A 15,669-nucleotide genomic window follows, 5' to 3' on the forward strand; every position below is an offset into this window, starting at 1 on the left:
AGTTTGCATGAAGGACCAGTTTCACAAAATTCAATGGTCAATTGTGCCAAGATAGGTGGTCGTTCATCCGCCATTCGAGCGTTTTCCCGATTGTAGGGACTGGCTGACAATGCTCAAGGGCGAAGTTCTTCTTGTCCGGGTGGTCTTTCCCGGGCTAGAAGAAGACTCGTATTTGAAATTGCGCAGTGGGTTTTCTGCGTGAGTTCAAATCGATGTCCGCCCTGTTCCAGCGTTGTCAGCCGGCCCAGGAAGTCGGACTAGGGCGCGCATCGGCTGACGAACAGGAATCTACCAACGACATGTTTCAACCCTATGTGAAACCACAAAAGTTACAATTAGTTGCGGTTTTGGGTGCGTATTACTATGACTTTGGCCGGAGTATGCTATGATTAAATACATAGATAATCAGGAAGTTATCATGATTAAAGCTGGGCACTGGGAGGTACTTATGCAGACATTAATACAGACATTTATGGATCGGCGGAGTGATTTGCTCACTGCGTTGTGGCAACACTTGGGGATTTCTTTGGTCGCGCTAGTCATTGCAATGGTGATTGCGATTCCACTGGCGATTTGGGTCGTTCGCCGACCACGGTGGGCCGAGGGGTTATTGCAATTGACCAGTGTTTTGCAGACCATTCCGTCGCTGGCACTATTGGGATTGTTGATTCCGCTAGTCGGTATTGGCACGGTGCCCGCGGTGATTGCGCTAGTGATTTACGCGTTGTTGCCAATCTTTCAAAATACTTATTTAGGGATCTCGGAAATCGACGCGTCAATTGAAGAAGCGGCCGATGCGTTTGGGATGTCGCGGATGCGCAAGTTGTTCAAAGTTGAACTGCCGATTGCCTTGCCACAAATCATTGCCGGGATTCGGACCGCCCTAGTGCTCATTATTGGGACGGCGACGTTAGCGGCTTTGATTGGTGCTGGGGGTCTAGGGACGTTTATCATGCTTGGGATTGACCGTAATGATACGTCGTTGCTGTTGATTGGGGCCATTTCGTCAGCACTATTGGCAATTCTGTTGAGTGCACTCGTGCGCTGGTTCCAGACGGCCAAACCCCGCCACGCGTTGATCGTGTTCGTGGGTATTTTGGCGTTACTCGGTGGTGGTGGCGCGTACAGCGTTTATGCCAATCGAGTTGAAACAATTACAATTGCAGGTAAACTCGGGTCCGAGCCTGACATCTTGATCAATATGTACAAACAATTGATTGAAGCTGAAGACGACCACATCCACGTGACCTTGAAACCGAACTTTGGTAAGACGACCTTCTTATTCAGCGCTCTGAAGAATAATCAGATCGACATTTACCCAGAATTTACTGGTTCCGTATTGGAAACTTTGGTGAAGGGCAATAATCCGGCCAGTCAAACGGCTAATCAGACTTATCAGTTAACCAAAAAGCGGCTAGCTAAGCAGGAACAGATGACTTACTTGAAGCCGATGCAGTACAACAATACGTACGCCCTGGCCGTCACTAAGAAGTTCCAACAAGAATACCATTTGAAGACCATCAGCGATTTAACACAAGTCGAATCGATCCTCAAACCAGGGATGACGCTCGAATTTATCGACCGCGATGATGGCTTGAAGGGAATCAAGAAGACGTATAGCTTGGATGTTACGGCCAAATCGATGGAACCGGCATTGCGCTATGAAGCGATTAGCAAGGGGAAAATCAATCTGGTGGACGCCTACGCAACGGATAGCGAATTACGACAATATAACTTAGCGCTGTTGAAGGATGATAAGCACTTCTTCCCGACGTATCAAGGGGCGCCACTCATGAAGATCAGCTTTGCTAACAAACACCCGAAAGTCGTCCAAGCATTGAATAAGTTAGCTGGTAAGATTTCCGAAACCGATATGCAAGAGATGAACTATGAAGTCAATGTCAAAAAGAAATCGGCTTCCACAGTCGCACATAACTATCTCGTCAAACACGGCTTGTTAAAGGAGGGACGCTAATGACAACGGCAATTGAATTTCAGCACGTCCAAAAAGACTTTAATGGGCAAACCGTGATTCCCGATTTGAATCTAATGGTCGATCAGGGTGAACTGTTCGTCCTAGTGGGCACCTCTGGCAGTGGCAAGACGACGTCGCTTAAAATGATTAATCGTTTGGAACCCTTAACGGCCGGAAAAATCCTGGTCAACGGAGCTGACACCACCACGGTACCAGTACGGGATTTACGGTGGCAGATGGGGTACGTCTTGCAACAAATCGCTCTATTTCCAACCATGACGGTAGCACAAAATATCGCAGTGATTCCCGAGATGAAGGGGACGGCGAAGAAGACTATCAATCAAACGATTGACGAGTTATTGACGGAAGTCGGCCTGGACCCCCAAGAATACCGCGACCGGATGCCATCAGAATTATCTGGTGGTGAACAACAACGAATCGGTATTTTGCGGGCAATCGCAGCGCAACCCGATATTGTGTTGATGGATGAACCGTTCAGTGCGCTGGACCCAATTTCGCGGCAACAATTACAAGATCTAGTTCTGGGGTTACACGCCCGCTATCATAATACGATCGTCTTTGTGACCCATGATATGAACGAGGCGCTCAAACTAGGCGACCGCATTGGGGTCATGCAACATGGACAGCTCGTCCAAGTCGACACACCAACGGCACTGGTCCAACATCCGGTCAATGACTTCGTGCGGGACTTCTTCGGTGCGAGTCGTGCGAAAAACGTGTATGACGTTTACGTGGGCCGCGTCGGGCTCGTCCAAGGCTATCTCAAAACTGCGCCAGACGTGGCGGATGGCCGTATTCAGTCACTAGATATTCAGGCGACGTTGCGGACGGCCTTTACCGCCTTGACCGACCATGATTACTTGGCGGTCACGGAAGATGATCACGTGGTGGGTTACCTGGACCGACAACGGGTCGTCGCTTATCTGAGTCAGCATGAAGAAGTATCTTAGTCGTCAACTAGCCCGGATTACTTTAGACTAGGTGCTAGTTAGTGAACAATAATTTGATCATGAGAATTTAGGAGTCAATTGAGGAGGTCTCAGTAATGACGGAACAGTATGATGTCGTTTCGTCATCGTCAAATAGACCTTTAACTTCTTTAGGTTTACTATTTACTTTTGCCTCCAAAACCGCATTTTCTTGTCTTGCTTTAATTTCTCTACTTCACTTAATTCAACTTGTTTTTCAACATTATATTCAGCCACTTTTTCAGATATATTAGTAGGTATGCTTTTTTCTTTTTTTCTGACACCTTGCTTTCCTTTAACTCTAGGTGGTTGTGGCTTACCATCAATAACAACAGTATTAGTGTCTAAAGTTGTATTAATTTGTCGAATTTCTAGCGTATAGCCAACAACTCTACGCCCCCTTTTATCTGGGGTTAAAGTAAACGCTTTATAAGACAATTTAAAAAATAAAAGATAAAGTAACGCTTTAGGTGGGTAAATTATATACTTTAGATGGTAAGAAATTTCTAGAGAAAGTGGGAATCATTATGTCAGAAGAAACAGTAAAATCTATCCTAGAAAAATTAGATAAGGCAAACGTTACTTGCATAGATTATGCTTATTATATTAAGGATAATGAGATGTTTGAAGATAGTTATGATTATTGCGATGAGTTTGATAAACTGTATGATTTATTAATCTTTAAGATGTATGTTAAACATGGAATAGATCCTTATGATGATAATAATAGCTTTAACAAATTCAAGAAAGAAAATGGTAAATGGGTTGCAGAATGGTTTAATCCGATGGAACTAACCATTAAGATTGATGATATTTTAGATGATAGAATTTCAACTAAGGTTGTAGAAGTTTTAAAAGAATAATAAGGATATAAGCTCTGATATACAGGGCTTATTTTTGTTTAAATTGATTAATTGTACAACATATTGTTCAATTAAATTGAAAGGATTGATGCATATGGAAGCTACAACATACTCTAATTTTAGAAAATCCCTTAAATCATTCATGAAGCAAGTCAATGAAGATTCAGAACCATTAATTGTTACTAATAAAAATAAAGAAGAAGATATTGTTGTTATGGGTAAAGATGACTATGATTCGCTAGTCGAAACCATGAGAATTATAGAAAATAAATATCTCTATAACAAGATAAGACGTGGCAGAGAACAATTAGATTCTAAAAGTAACTACCACGATTTAATCGAGGTTGATAGCGATGAATAAGAATTGGTCTGATGAAGTCTGGGATGACTACATGAGCTGGCAAAGTGACGCTTGATAATTTTATTTCAGTAGATGTTAGATTAATTACTACGTGTTATCTAATGTTTCCCATACTATGTGGAGATTAAGGATCAAGATAGCATGCAGCTAATAGACCTTGTTTATTTTAAGCAGGGTCTTATTTTTTGGCCAAAATTAATAGCAGCACAAAAAAAGGTGGCTGATAAGGCTACCTAGTGTAAGGTTGAATAACCATAGAAAGGTATTCAAGTAAGACGATATAAACTATCGTCAAAAGTTAGTACTGGCTTTGCGCCATAGATACGTAAACTATCTGCACTAACTAACTATTAACTCTCTAAAATTAATTCTAAGTTCTAGAAAATTAACTGTCAATGGTTAGCTCCAAGGGAAACTCATGCCATTGTTATTTGTTTGATTCATAACGTTTTGTTGAGCATTGTTAAAGTTATTAACGTCCCCAACTGCCGCCTTTTGTTGCCCAATTTGTTGCTGAATAAGGCTTAATAATTCAGGGGATAATTGAGGTGTAGCTTGTTCAACCTTTACTTCAACATTATTGTTATTTTGAACATGCCCTAGTCTTTCATCAACCATTTTTCTAAGCTGAGCAAAGCGCTCAATAGGATTATTACCGTATGTTTCGATAGTTCTCTCTAAACTGTCAATATCAGTGATTCCTAACTCACATAATGTATTGACTGTTCCTGGTTTAGTCAAACCTTCGATATACAACTTTTCTAAAAATTCATCATTTCTCTTAATCTTATCAATGTAGTCTCTCAAAACAGAAAGATAGTTCTGAGCGTATTTACGTAATCCTTCTTGGTTTTTATCTTCTAGTTTATCAACTTTAAAATCAGGATAGTAGTACTTATCATCAGGATATCTGACAGCATCGCTATTATTTGAAGTTAAGGTAACAGAATTACCTTCAACAATAGGACGACCATTGTAGTCTACACCTGCTAATCTTCCTGCATCCAGCAGTTTATTAAATTTCTTATATTTCAGATCAATAAAGCAAGGGATTAATTGGCCATTATAAGCTTGTACGATCTCTGATTTCGATTCATTAATACTTTCACCATTAATACTAATGATAAAACCAAAGACCCTATATACATCCCTTGTATCTAGCTCCTCATATACTTCTGTAGGAGTTTTTAGTCCAAAAGAGCGATGGCTACTATTGTATTGATACAAGTCAAAAATATATGAATAAGAAAGACTAGTATCGATTCTCTTAGTAGTATCTTTCTCACTGTGAACCAAGTGATGTGGGATAGTTAGAGGGATAACCCCTACTTGTTTCACTTCCACACTTTTATTCTCGTCAACATCGTTATTGTATAGTAATGCTACCTTTCCAGTTACAGCATCGTGTTTGATAACTACTCTGTTTTTAACAGGAGTCATAGGTAAGCCATATCCTGGACGTTGAATTGGTGTTGCTAAACTTCCTAATGTGTTTGTATTTGTCATTGTAATTTACCTCGTATTTTATGAAATTTTGTTTGACGAGTTAGCTAACTATCATGGTTTTAGTATGCCATATCTGGTGACAGTGTAAATTAAAATAGTATTTTTTTATTTTATATAAAGAATAATTTTATTACGAAATATATCTTTTTATATTGTATTTATATACTAAATATGTTTATTTAATATTTATATAATATAATAAAAAGTATGTTTTATTATATTTTTAGAAGATATCAAGTTATTTGCGTTAATTTTATCTCAAATGCTAGATAAAATATAAAGTGTAAGTTTAATAATAAAGTGAGATAATTTTTATGACTATTTTTGCTATCGATTTAGGTAACAAGCAAACAAAGATGACTGATGGTCAACATACATATATCTATCCTTCATCTTTATTGCAAGCTCGAAAAGTTGATTAGAAAACGGGCGCAAACCTCTGATTTCAATCAGGGGTCAAGCCCGCTAAACTAACTTATCTATTTTTACCATAGTAGCCTTTAAGCTGTCTTCTCATAGCTTCTGTATATTGAGATTCAATATATTTTTCTACGACTTCTTTACTCATATCCCCTAGAGTACCCATGTAATAGCTAGGAGACCATAGGTGTCCACCCCATAATAATTGTTTAGTTTCAGGATATTGTTTAAACCATATTCTAGCTGACGCTCCTTTAAGATTTTTAACAATATTAGATGGAGCATATTTAGGCTTAAAAGAAATTAACATATGTACATGGTCTGGCATAACCTCTAACTGACTAACAGTTACTTCTGAAATAGTTGCTTGTCGTTGTAAAATAGCTTTCATAGTGTTCACTTTCTCTTGAGTGTCAAATATTTTTCTTCGGTATTTAGTAACGAAAACTAAGTAAAAATTGAAGTTATAAACGTATCCCTCTTCATGTATAATCATTTACATACCACCCTTTTAATATTATAATAATTATAACATATATTTCTCGAAAGGAGGTTACATGAATGGTTAAAAAGAAGAGTAATAAATTTGGATATACAAGACAATATCATATTTCTTTAAGTTATCAACAAATAGAATTGTATGAAAAAGCAATAAAAATACAAAATGAGTTATATCAATTTACATTGAAATACTTATATAAGACCTATGGTCGTAAACATATTGGTAGACCTTTACCTTTTGGACAAGGAATAAACTACCTTAATAATAAAATTAAGGCAATGTTTATTAAAGAAAAATACGACTTAAAACGCTGGAATGCTAAGAAACTAGGATTATCTTCTCATGCCGCAGATGAATTTTTAAAGACAATCTTCACTAATTTTTCTCAGTATCGTAAGAGATTGGAACAAGCAGGGCGAATGTCAGATGTTGAAAAATATAATCTTAGAATGAATATTACTAAAGATAAAAACGGTAAGCACAAAAATCCTAAACACCGTTCATGGTATCGTAAGGGTTCAATGAACTTTCTACGAAATAATAACTCGTTTAGGACAATTACTTCACAAAAATTGCCTAATGGCAATACAAAATTGGTTTCACCACACCATTTAAATGTAGCCGATTTTGGAGAAATAATAGTATTTGAGAATTTAAAGAATATTAATTTTGAAGAGATAGCTTTAACTAAGATTAAAAGATTACCAGATAATACATTTAGACTACAAATAACTTTTACTAGTGAGAAGAAACGTATTTTTCAAAATAAAGTTGTTGGTGCAGATTGGAACATGTTTAAAAATGAAGTATTTAGGACTTCTGAAAACAAAGTAATAGCTATTCCTAAAAAAGTAATAGAAAAAGTAGGTAAAATAGAATTTAAAAAAGATAAAATAAAGTCACTAAGAGATAATGAATACAATAAACATGGTAAAACAGATTTATGGAGAAGGTATCATCGTAAACAAGCAAAGCTAAGTGCTAAAAAAGCTAATATCCTAACTGAAACATATAGAGGATTAGTACACGAATTAGTCGATGACTACGATACTATCATCATCGAAAAAATAGATGCTTTTGAGATGAGAAAACGTAATTTGTCAATGAATAAAGCACAGAATACAGGTAAGAATAAGCGATTAGCTTTAATCAAACCTTATGAATTATCAAAAATTGTAGAGTCGTTAGTAAACAAGCAAAATAAAACTCTTATTAAAGTGGATCCATATAAAACGAGCCAAGTAGAATATGGGACTAAATACGAGTCAAAACACGAGTTAAAAGAAGTTAATGAAGATGGTAAACGTATATATGTTTCAGCATATACTGGTAAAGAGGTAGATAGAGATTATAATGCAGCTTTAAATATCAAAGAATGGGGTTTACACCCAGAAAAACATGCAAAACTAAGAGATTATCCTAAATTAAAAGCAAATAACTTAGTTGAAATAATTTAAAAAACGAAGTTTTTAGGAAACGGAACAAATCCTACCGAACTAATAGCACGAAATTATGCGTAATACCTTGAGCGAGTCAAAACAGGTACGATAATTAGTGAAGATTATCTTTAGTATAATGGTGGTATTTCCAGTCATTATAACTAGGTTCGGAGCGTGTACTATGAGTACAGTATATGTAATGTAATCACGTGACGTGATTCCTGTGATTTTAATCACAGGTAGTTCAAGTGGAACTGTATCCCATGACAAAACCTCCTGGAATACTTGCTAAACTCAAAAGTAAGAAAGCAAGTAATAATGTCTTAATGACAAATAATGTTTTTTTCATAAAAGCACCCTTTTCCTTTAAAGATATTACAAGTATACATTAATTATTAACTATAAACAAAATTTGATTAATAAAAAAGAATTGACTTGGAGTTAACTCAAAGGTGTATGTTAGTGATGAAGGGAAGGATGGCATATGACTAAAAGTTTAGTGATATATTTTTCAATGACAAATAATACTAAAAAAGTAGCAGAGATGATTGCCCAAGAACTAGGTGCTGATACATATCGCGTTCAAGCTAAGCAACCATATACTTCTGAAGATTTGAATTGGCATAACAATAATAGTCGTGCTAATCGCGAACAAGAAGATAATAATAGTCGTCCGGAATTTGCAGGACAACTTCCAGATCTTACAAAATACGATAGAATCCTTATTGGACATCCTACATGGTGGGGAATTCCTCCACGTATAATTAATACTGTAATTGAAAAGCTTGATTTGAGTGGAAAAAAAGTCGCAACCTTTTCTACATCAGGTGGGTCGACTTATGACCAAGCACAAAAAGTAATGAATGAGTTAATCGGATCCGATGTTAAGCCTGGCCGTGCTTTGAGTTCTAAAAAAGATGTTGAAAATTGGTTACGAGATATTAATTTTAAGTAAGATGAGGTAAAAAAATGGCAAATTTTGAAAAAGAAGTAAAGAATAATATATTTGGCTTTGGTGGTAAGAATGTTGATTATGCGAAGTATTTTGTGGGTGAAAGCTATTTAAAATCCCTAATTGGAGAAGATGACATTGATGTGCATGTTGGGAATGTCAGCTTTGAACCAGGATGTCGTAATAATTGGCATATTCATCATAATGGTTATCAAATTTTGTTGGTAACTGATGGGAAAGGTTGGTATCAAGAGGAAGGAAAACCAGCTCAATTATTGAAAGCTGGCGATGTAGTTGTAATTCATGAAGATGTAAAGCATTGGCATGGTGCAACTAAAGATAGTTGGTTTAATCATGTTGCAATTACTAAAGGTAACAGTGAATGGCTTGAACCTGTTAGCGATGAAGAATATAACAAATTAGGATAGGGGAAAATAAAATGGTTGAAAAACAAACTGCTGGACGCGATAATTTAGGAGATTTTGCACCTAAATTTGCGGAATTAAATGATGATGTATTATTTGGACAAGTGTGGTCACGTGAAGATAAGTTAAGTCCAAGGGATAGAAGTTTCTTAACAGTAACTGCTTTAATTTCTCAAGGTGCTTTTGAACAATTAAAATATCATATGAATAAAGCAAAAGAAAATGGCATCACAAAAGAAGAAATTTCTGAAATTATAACTCAATTAGCATTTTATGTAGGTTAGCCTAAAGCTTGGTCAGCATTTGGAATTGCTAAGGAAATTTGGAAGTAAAAGACTAAATGATTTTGAAAAATATCACTATATCAAAAATATATAGTGGTATTTTTTTATTAATTTCAAATTTAGTGTTGACATTATATCCTGTATCACATATTATTATGACATAATAATTAGAAATAGCTAAGAAAAGATGAGTAATTAATGTGAGTATCACTAAAGAGAGTCGTGAATGGTGAGATGCGATGTGTTGAAAGCTTAATGAAGATGGTCTTGGAGCTAGATTATCTGTGAGCCATGGCAAGCAGATAACAGGGGTCGCCTGTTATAGCGAACGAGTATAGCTTGTACAGTGTACTTAGTGAGGATATTACTGTGAGGTAGTATCGAATAATGGGTGGTAACACGTGAATTAGATGATAACACGTCCCTAGAATGACAAAAGTTGTTCTAGGGGCGTTTTTTTATGCCAAAAAAGAAGATAGGAGAGATTTTTATGACAAAAGATGTATTACATTACGATACTGTAGGAAGTTTTTTAAGACCAGAAAAATTAAAGCAAGCTCGACAAGAATTTTTAGAAGATAAAATTTCAAGAGAAAAATTAAAACTTGTTGAGAACGAGGCAATTGCTGATTTAGTTGAGAAGGAAAAGCAACTTGGATTAAAAGTAGTAACTGATGGTGAGTTTAGAAGAAGTTATTGGCATCTAGATACTTTTTGGGGATTTGGTGGGATTGAACATACCATTCCAGAACATGGATACTTTTTCCATGGTGAAGAAACAAGAGCAGATTCAGCAACAGTTTCAGGAAAAATTCATTATGTAGAAAGTCATCCTGATGTACAAGCATTTTCATATCTAAAAGAATTAATTAAGGATGATGATGACGTAACTGCACGTCAAAGTATCCCAGCTCCAGCGCAATTATACGTAGAACTTTTCAGAGATGAGCATAATAAGAAAATTACAAATGAGTTTTACCCTGATCACAAAGAATTAGTGGCAGACATCTCTAAAGCTTATCGTGAGTTAATTCTTGATTTGTATAACCATGGTTGTCGTGATATTAAACTCGATGATTGTACTTGGGGAGTTATCGTTGATGACGATTTTTGGAATGTTTTCTCAGAAGACGGAAAGTATACAAGAGATGGTTTACAAGATTTGTATCTTGAATTAAATAACGGTGCTTTAGTAGATTTGCCAGAAGATTTGAGAATAACTACACACATTTGTCGTGGAAACTATCATTCGACTTGGGCATCTAAGGGAGGTTATGAACCAGTTGCAGCACATGTTTTTGCTAAAGAAAATGTTGACGCATTTTATTTAGAGTTTGATGATGAACGATCTGGAGGCTTCGAGCCATTGAGATTTGTTCCAAAAGGTAAAGAGGTGGTCTTAGGAATTATTACAAGTAAGAAACCAGAATTAGAAGATAAAGAAGAATTGAAGCAAAGAATCAAAGAAGCTGCTAAGTATGTTGATTTAGAAAATCTAGCTTTAAGTACACAATGTGGATTTGCTTCAACAGAAGAAGGAAACAAGCTAACAGAAGAAGATCAAGAAGCGAAAATCAGGTTAGTAATAGAAACGGCTAAAGAAGTATGGAGCTAATAGAGAACTTTAATATTTACCAAGTTTTTAATTATTAATAATTTACATATAAGGAGACGATATTATGAGAAGAAAAGGTTTATTAGGATTTATTGCAGTAATTATTGTAATTGCAGTTGCAGCATTTTTCACTTTTGGTCATAAAAAGACTGAAGCTAAGAAGACAGTAACAGTAGGTGTAGTTGGACAAACTAACCAAGATGAAAAAATTTGGAATCAAGTAAAGAAAACAGCTAAAGAAAAGTATGGAGTAACAGTTAAAATTAAAAACTTTACAGATTATAATCAGCCAAATAAGGCTCTACAAAATGGCGAAATAGATTTGAATAGTTTCCAACACAAAGCTTTCCTAAATGCGTGGAATAAAGCCAATAAAGGTACCTTAGTTCCAATTGGAAATACAGTTATTGCACCAATCAGATTATATTCCTACAAATACAAAAATATTAATGAGTTACCAAAGAATGCAACAATTGCTGTTCCTAACGATGCATCAAATGAAAGTAGAGCATTGTACGTATTAAAGAATGCGGGATTAATTAGTTTCAAGAAAGGAACTGGAAAATTAGCAACAATTGCCGATATTGATAAGAATCCAAAAGATTTAAAGATCAAAGAATTGGGAGCTGAGCAAACAGCTCGTTCTCTAAATGACGTAGATGCCGCTGTAGTAAATAATACTTATGCAATTCCAGCAAAATTAGGTAATAAACAAACAATTTATACTGAGCCATTAAATAAAGATTCAGAACAATGGATTAATGTCATCGTAGCTAATAAGAAAGACAAGGATAACGAAGCATATAAAGCAGTGGTTAAATCTTATCAAACAGATGCTGTAAAGAAATTAATCCACAAAGCTTATGGTAACAGTGAAGTTACAGCTTGGAATTTAAAACTAAAATAGAAGTAAAGGGGACTATGATGTATGACGGATATTATTACATTAGAAAATATAGATGTCACATTTAAACAAGGAAAGCAAGTCGTTAATGCTGTTAAGAATGTCAATTTAAATGTTGAAAAGGGAGATGTTTTTGGAGTAGTGGGTTATTCAGGTGCAGGCAAATCTACACTAGTACGTACAATTAATCTACTTCAAAAGCCAACTTCAGGTACTGTAAAAGTGAATGGAACATTGTTATTTGCGGATAATAAGCAACAAATTAGTAACAAAGAACTTCAAAAGCAAAGACGAAGCATAGGAATGATATTTCAACATTTTAATCTTCTAAATGAAACAACAGTAGTAGATAACGTAGCTTTTGCCTTACGTCATAGTTCTTTATCCGATAAAGAAATTGAAGAAAAAGCTTTAAACTTATTGAAACTAGTAGGATTAGAAGATAAAGCAAAATTTTATCCGATTCAATTATCTGGTGGGGAACAGCAAAGAGTGGCAATTGCGAGGGCTTTAGCAAATGATCCCGAAATACTAATTTCTGATGAATCAACTTCTGCGTTAGATCCAAGGACGACAAATCAGATTTTAGATCTTTTAAAAGAACTCAATGCAAAATTAGGTTTGACCATAGTTTTGATTACCCACGAAATGGATGCTGTAAAAAGAATAGCTAATAAAATAGCCATTATGGAACATGGAGTGATAATTGAAAAAGGAAAATTGCGCGATGTATATCTTCGTCCTAAAGAAGAATTGAGTCGACAATTTGTGGGAGGATCACTCGCAGCTATCGAAACTTTGAAGGCATTCAATTTGGGTAATCTATCACCTGATCAAAAATTATTTCAACTTGTCTTTTCTGCAGCAAATGTTACAAAGTCAATAATTCTTGAATTGTATAAAGAGCTAGGATTAGACGTGTCAATGTTGTATGGAAATATTGAAGTTTTAGAGAGTGAACCTGTAGGAACTATGTTTATTTTGGCTAAGGGAGAACCGGATAAACTCGACAAGGTTGCAGATTATTTGAAAAAAGAAAATGTTGAAGTAACAAGAATTGATGAACGGGGGATTTGGAATGACTAGTATTATTGAAAAATATTTACCCAATGTAGCAAACTTGGGCTGGACCGGTGATAGTGGTTGGTGGACTTCAATTATTCAAACACTTTATATGACTTTATGGCCTGCAATTTTTGGTGGAATTTTAGGATTGATTTTTGGAATCATCTTAGTAGTAACTAAGCCCAAAGGAATTTTAGAAAGCAAGCTCTGGTTTAGTATCTGTGATAAATTAGTTTCACTATTTAGAGCTGTTCCATTCATTATTTTACTAGCTGTTATTGCCCCAGTGACTAAACTAATTGTTGGTACACAAATTGGAACAACGGCAGCAATTGTTCCTTTATCACTGGGAGTTTTTCCATTCTATGCTCGACAAGTTCAAGTAGCATTAGAAAGTGTAAATAACGGTAAAGTTGAAGCAGCACAGGCCTTAGGAGCAACTAATACAGACATTATCCTAGATGTATACCTTCGAGAAGCACGATCAGAACTCGTTAGAATTTCAACAGTAACTCTTATCAGTTTAGTTGGTTTAACAGCGATGGCTGGTGCGATTGGTGCTGGAGGTTTAGGTAATACGGCTATTTCTTATGGATATAATCGTTTCAATAACGACATAACTATTGTAGCGACATTATTAGTTCTATTGATAGTTATAGTAATCCAATTAGTAGGAGATTTTTTAGCAAACATATTAAATCATCAAAAGAGATAGTTTTCAAAATCTGATAAAACCTAAGAATCGAGGCTAGATTTATGGAAGACAAAGAAAAAATTAAAATTTTACAGGATTTAATACAAATTAATTCAGTTAATGGGAATGAATTAGAGGTAGCAGAATATTTGCACAAGCTTTTTGCAAAATCAAATTTAGAATCAAAGGTTGATGAATTTGGTGATAGAAGAGCTAATTTAGTACTAGATGTTGGACAAGGCGAAAAAGTACTAGGACTTACAGGACATATGGATACTGTTGCATTAGGAAATGAAGATAAATGGAGCTATTCCCCATTAGAAGCTAAAATTGATGGTGACAGATTATATGGACGTGGAGCAGCTGATATGAAGAGCGGCTTGGCAGCTTTAGCAATTGCCATTATAGAACTATCAAATTTAAGAGAAATACCAGGACATATTAGATTTATTGCGACTGCTGGAGAAGAGTATGGTACACCAGGAGCTAACAGGCTAAGAGATTTAGGAGTAGCTAAAGATCTAGATGCATTAGTTGTGGGTGAAGCAACTAATGGAGACATAATATACGCACATTCTGGGAGTTTCAATTATCGCATCGTAAGTCATGGGAAATCCGTTCATTCATCAACACCAGAATTGGGAAATAATGCATTAGATGCTTTAGTTGATTTTGCTGCTATAGAACGTACACTTTTTGATGATGTTCCTCGCGACCCATATTTAGGTGAACTAAAACATAGTGTAACTATTTTAAATGTGGGTGAACAAGTTAACACAATTCCTGATGAAGGGGAACTTTATGGAAATATTCGCCCAACTAGTGCTTTTAATAATAAACAAATAATTGAACGTTTAAAATCAGCGGTAGATGAAGTGAATGATAAAAATGGGGCTAAACTCACTTTTGAATTAATTCATGACTGGTATCCTGTTGTTTCAAATCCAGAAGATGATTTTGTACAGACAGCATTAACTGTTAGTCAAGAAGTATTCCCTAATTATGTTGAAGGTAAGCAACCAGAATTGATAACAATGAATGGGGCTACTGATGCATCTGTTTTTGTAAAAGATAACACTAATTTACCTGTTATAATTTTAGGACCTGGTGAAAGTAATGTAAGTCATCAGATCGATGAATATACAACAATTTCTAGTTATTTAGCATTGGTAGAAATTTACAAACAAATAATATTGAGATATTTTGAATAAAATAAGGGTTGGAAAAGATAATTGTCGCCTTTTCCAACCCTTAATTATTATTTATTGAAATTCAATAACATCGTCAACACTATAACGAGTAGATTTAATGTCAGTGGACTCACTATCTGCTTTACCAACAGCAATTGCCATAACTGGGACATAACGTTCTGGATCTAGCCCTAAAGCAGTAGCAGCTTTCTTAGCATCATATCCAGCAATTGGATTAGTGTCGTAGCCATGAGCACGAGCAGCTAGCATGAATTGCATAGCAGCTAAAGAACTGTCAACCATAGCATCAGCAGTTAATAATTGTTTATCGGCATTTTCATATAGATGAAAGCTACAGGTTCGCCGATGGGACCATTCATGTCACTGGATGCAATTGGCTTAAGGACAACATATGCGATCTTTAATGACGATTTGGCGGAAATCCCCTTACTTTAAGTGAGGGGATGGATAGCCTAAGCCTAGGA

The 15,669-nt window shown here is 35.7% G+C and carries 16 protein-coding genes, 1 pseudogene and 1 other annotated feature; of the genes and pseudogenes, 13 read left to right on the forward strand and 4 right to left on the reverse strand.

Annotated elements, in window-relative coordinates; all coding sequences use genetic code 11:
- The first annotated feature begins 448 nt into the window (after positions 1 to 448).
- Both NOU10_RS07585 and NOU10_RS07590 read left to right on the forward strand, forming a co-directional pair.
- Positions 449 to 1,975, forward strand: coding sequence for an ABC transporter permease/substrate-binding protein (locus tag NOU10_RS07585; protein ID WP_255906477.1), 1,527 nt, complete (start codon positions 449 to 451; stop codon positions 1,973 to 1,975).
- Positions 1,975 to 2,946: an ABC transporter ATP-binding protein gene (locus NOU10_RS07590; protein ID WP_087448960.1), complete on the forward strand. Its 972-nt coding sequence runs from the start codon at positions 1,975 to 1,977 to the stop codon at positions 2,944 to 2,946. Before NOU10_RS07585 ends, NOU10_RS07590 begins: the two co-directional genes overlap by 1 nt.
- A gap of 162 nt (positions 2,947 to 3,108) precedes the next feature.
- Here the strand turns inward: NOU10_RS07590 and NOU10_RS07595 are convergent, their stop codons facing one another.
- On the reverse strand, positions 3,109 to 3,402 hold the full coding sequence (locus NOU10_RS07595; protein ID WP_225361139.1) for a hypothetical protein: 294 nt from the start codon (positions 3,400 to 3,402) through the stop codon (positions 3,109 to 3,111).
- Between the two features lie 89 nt (positions 3,403 to 3,491).
- Here NOU10_RS07595 and NOU10_RS07600 point away from each other — a divergent pair, with 89 nt between their 5' ends.
- Positions 3,492 to 3,827: a hypothetical protein gene (locus tag NOU10_RS07600; protein WP_087448959.1), complete on the forward strand. Its 336-nt coding sequence runs from the start codon at positions 3,492 to 3,494 to the stop codon at positions 3,825 to 3,827.
- 94 nt (positions 3,828 to 3,921) lie between these two features.
- Positions 3,922 to 4,188 (forward strand): type II toxin-antitoxin system Phd/YefM family antitoxin, encoded by a 267-nt coding sequence (locus NOU10_RS07605; protein WP_087448958.1) that lies wholly within the window; start codon positions 3,922 to 3,924, stop codon positions 4,186 to 4,188.
- Positions 4,189 to 4,587: 399 nt separating this feature from the next.
- Here the strand turns inward: NOU10_RS07605 and NOU10_RS07610 are convergent, their stop codons facing one another.
- Together NOU10_RS07610 and tnpA are read right to left on the reverse strand one after the other, a co-directional pair.
- Positions 4,588 to 5,694 carry a hypothetical protein gene (locus tag NOU10_RS07610; RefSeq protein ID WP_087448957.1) on the reverse strand — a complete coding sequence of 369 codons (1,107 nt, stop codon included), beginning with the start codon at positions 5,692 to 5,694 and terminating at the stop codon, positions 4,588 to 4,590.
- Between the two features lie 475 nt (positions 5,695 to 6,169).
- Positions 6,170 to 6,610: an IS200/IS605 family transposase gene (gene tnpA, locus NOU10_RS07615; RefSeq protein WP_087448956.1), complete on the reverse strand. Its 441-nt coding sequence runs from the start codon at positions 6,608 to 6,610 to the stop codon at positions 6,170 to 6,172.
- Between the two features lie 65 nt (positions 6,611 to 6,675).
- Here tnpA and NOU10_RS07620 point away from each other — a divergent pair, with 65 nt between their 5' ends.
- The 9 genes from NOU10_RS07620 to NOU10_RS07660 all read left to right on the forward strand — a co-directional run bounded on the left by NOU10_RS07620 (position 6,676) and on the right by NOU10_RS07660 (position 15,205).
- A complete protein-coding gene (locus NOU10_RS07620) occupies positions 6,676 to 8,073 on the forward strand; it encodes an RNA-guided endonuclease TnpB family protein (protein WP_087448955.1) in 1,398 nt (465 codons plus the stop codon).
- 466 nt (positions 8,074 to 8,539) lie between these two features.
- Positions 8,540 to 9,010, forward strand: a complete 471-nt coding sequence (locus tag NOU10_RS07625; RefSeq protein ID WP_255906479.1) for a flavodoxin — start codon at positions 8,540 to 8,542, stop codon at positions 9,008 to 9,010.
- Positions 9,011 to 9,024: 14 nt separating this feature from the next.
- A complete protein-coding gene (locus tag NOU10_RS07630; RefSeq protein WP_255906480.1) occupies positions 9,025 to 9,435 on the forward strand; it encodes a cupin domain-containing protein in 411 nt (136 codons plus the stop codon).
- An 11-nt stretch (positions 9,436 to 9,446) separates the two neighbouring features.
- On the forward strand, positions 9,447 to 9,716 hold the full coding sequence (locus NOU10_RS07635; protein ID WP_255906481.1) for a carboxymuconolactone decarboxylase family protein: 270 nt from the start codon (positions 9,447 to 9,449) through the stop codon (positions 9,714 to 9,716).
- A 170-nt stretch (positions 9,717 to 9,886) separates the two neighbouring features.
- Positions 9,887 to 10,145: a binding site (T-box leader), on the forward strand.
- Positions 10,146 to 10,206: 61 nt separating this feature from the next.
- The gene (locus tag NOU10_RS07640) at positions 10,207 to 11,331 is read left to right on the forward strand and encodes a 5-methyltetrahydropteroyltriglutamate--homocysteine S-methyltransferase (RefSeq protein ID WP_255906482.1); all 1,125 of its coding nucleotides are present in this window, start codon (positions 10,207 to 10,209) and stop codon (positions 11,329 to 11,331) included.
- Positions 11,332 to 11,395: 64 nt separating this feature from the next.
- A complete protein-coding gene (locus tag NOU10_RS07645; protein WP_255906483.1) occupies positions 11,396 to 12,238 on the forward strand; it encodes a MetQ/NlpA family ABC transporter substrate-binding protein in 843 nt (280 codons plus the stop codon).
- Between the two features lie 21 nt (positions 12,239 to 12,259).
- Entirely contained in the window at positions 12,260 to 13,321 is a 1,062-nt protein-coding gene (locus NOU10_RS07650) for a methionine ABC transporter ATP-binding protein (protein ID WP_044004409.1), read from the forward strand.
- Positions 13,314 to 14,015 (forward strand): methionine ABC transporter permease, encoded by a 702-nt coding sequence (locus NOU10_RS07655; RefSeq protein ID WP_003700804.1) that lies wholly within the window; start codon positions 13,314 to 13,316, stop codon positions 14,013 to 14,015. Before NOU10_RS07650 ends, NOU10_RS07655 begins: the two co-directional genes overlap by 8 nt.
- A 41-nt stretch (positions 14,016 to 14,056) precedes the next feature.
- The gene (locus tag NOU10_RS07660) at positions 14,057 to 15,205 is read left to right on the forward strand and encodes an ArgE/DapE family deacylase (RefSeq protein ID WP_255906484.1); all 1,149 of its coding nucleotides are present in this window, start codon (positions 14,057 to 14,059) and stop codon (positions 15,203 to 15,205) included.
- 51 nt (positions 15,206 to 15,256) lie between these two features.
- Here NOU10_RS07660 and NOU10_RS07665 read toward each other — a convergent pair.
- A pseudogene (locus tag NOU10_RS07665) lies at positions 15,257 to 15,529 on the reverse strand (nitroreductase family protein); the annotation flags it as partial.
- Positions 15,530 to 15,669 lie beyond the last annotated feature (140 nt).

The organism is Ligilactobacillus sp. MP3 (assembly GCF_024436335.1).
Classification (GTDB): domain Bacteria; phylum Bacillota; class Bacilli; order Lactobacillales; family Lactobacillaceae; genus Ligilactobacillus; species Ligilactobacillus salivarius.

Excerpts from the sequence above, each read along its gene's own strand:
- NOU10_RS07625 (WP_255906479.1), top strand. The coding sequence starts at position 8,540 with ATGACTAAAAGTTTAGTGATATATTTTTCAATGACAAATAATACTAAA.
- NOU10_RS07600 (WP_087448959.1), top strand. The coding sequence starts at position 3,492 with ATGTCAGAAGAAACAGTAAAATCTATCCTAGAAAAATTAGATAAGGCA.
- NOU10_RS07650 (WP_044004409.1), top strand. The coding sequence starts at position 12,260 with ATGACGGATATTATTACATTAGAAAATATAGATGTCACATTTAAACAA.
- NOU10_RS07660 (WP_255906484.1), top strand. The coding sequence starts at position 14,057 with ATGGAAGACAAAGAAAAAATTAAAATTTTACAGGATTTAATACAAATT.
- NOU10_RS07630 (WP_255906480.1), top strand. The coding sequence starts at position 9,025 with ATGGCAAATTTTGAAAAAGAAGTAAAGAATAATATATTTGGCTTTGGT.
- NOU10_RS07620 (WP_087448955.1), top strand. The coding sequence starts at position 6,676 with ATGGTTAAAAAGAAGAGTAATAAATTTGGATATACAAGACAATATCAT.
- NOU10_RS07590 (WP_087448960.1), top strand. The coding sequence starts at position 1,975 with ATGACAACGGCAATTGAATTTCAGCACGTCCAAAAAGACTTTAATGGG.
- NOU10_RS07605 (WP_087448958.1), top strand. The coding sequence starts at position 3,922 with ATGGAAGCTACAACATACTCTAATTTTAGAAAATCCCTTAAATCATTC.
- NOU10_RS07640 (WP_255906482.1), top strand. The coding sequence starts at position 10,207 with ATGACAAAAGATGTATTACATTACGATACTGTAGGAAGTTTTTTAAGA.
- NOU10_RS07610 (WP_087448957.1), bottom strand. The coding sequence starts at position 5,694 with ATGACAAATACAAACACATTAGGAAGTTTAGCAACACCAATTCAACGT.
- NOU10_RS07645 (WP_255906483.1), top strand. The coding sequence starts at position 11,396 with ATGAGAAGAAAAGGTTTATTAGGATTTATTGCAGTAATTATTGTAATT.
- NOU10_RS07585 (WP_255906477.1), top strand. The coding sequence starts at position 449 with ATGCAGACATTAATACAGACATTTATGGATCGGCGGAGTGATTTGCTC.
- NOU10_RS07635 (WP_255906481.1), top strand. The coding sequence starts at position 9,447 with ATGGTTGAAAAACAAACTGCTGGACGCGATAATTTAGGAGATTTTGCA.
- NOU10_RS07655 (WP_003700804.1), top strand. The coding sequence starts at position 13,314 with ATGACTAGTATTATTGAAAAATATTTACCCAATGTAGCAAACTTGGGC.
- tnpA (WP_087448956.1), bottom strand. The coding sequence starts at position 6,610 with ATGATTATACATGAAGAGGGATACGTTTATAACTTCAATTTTTACTTA.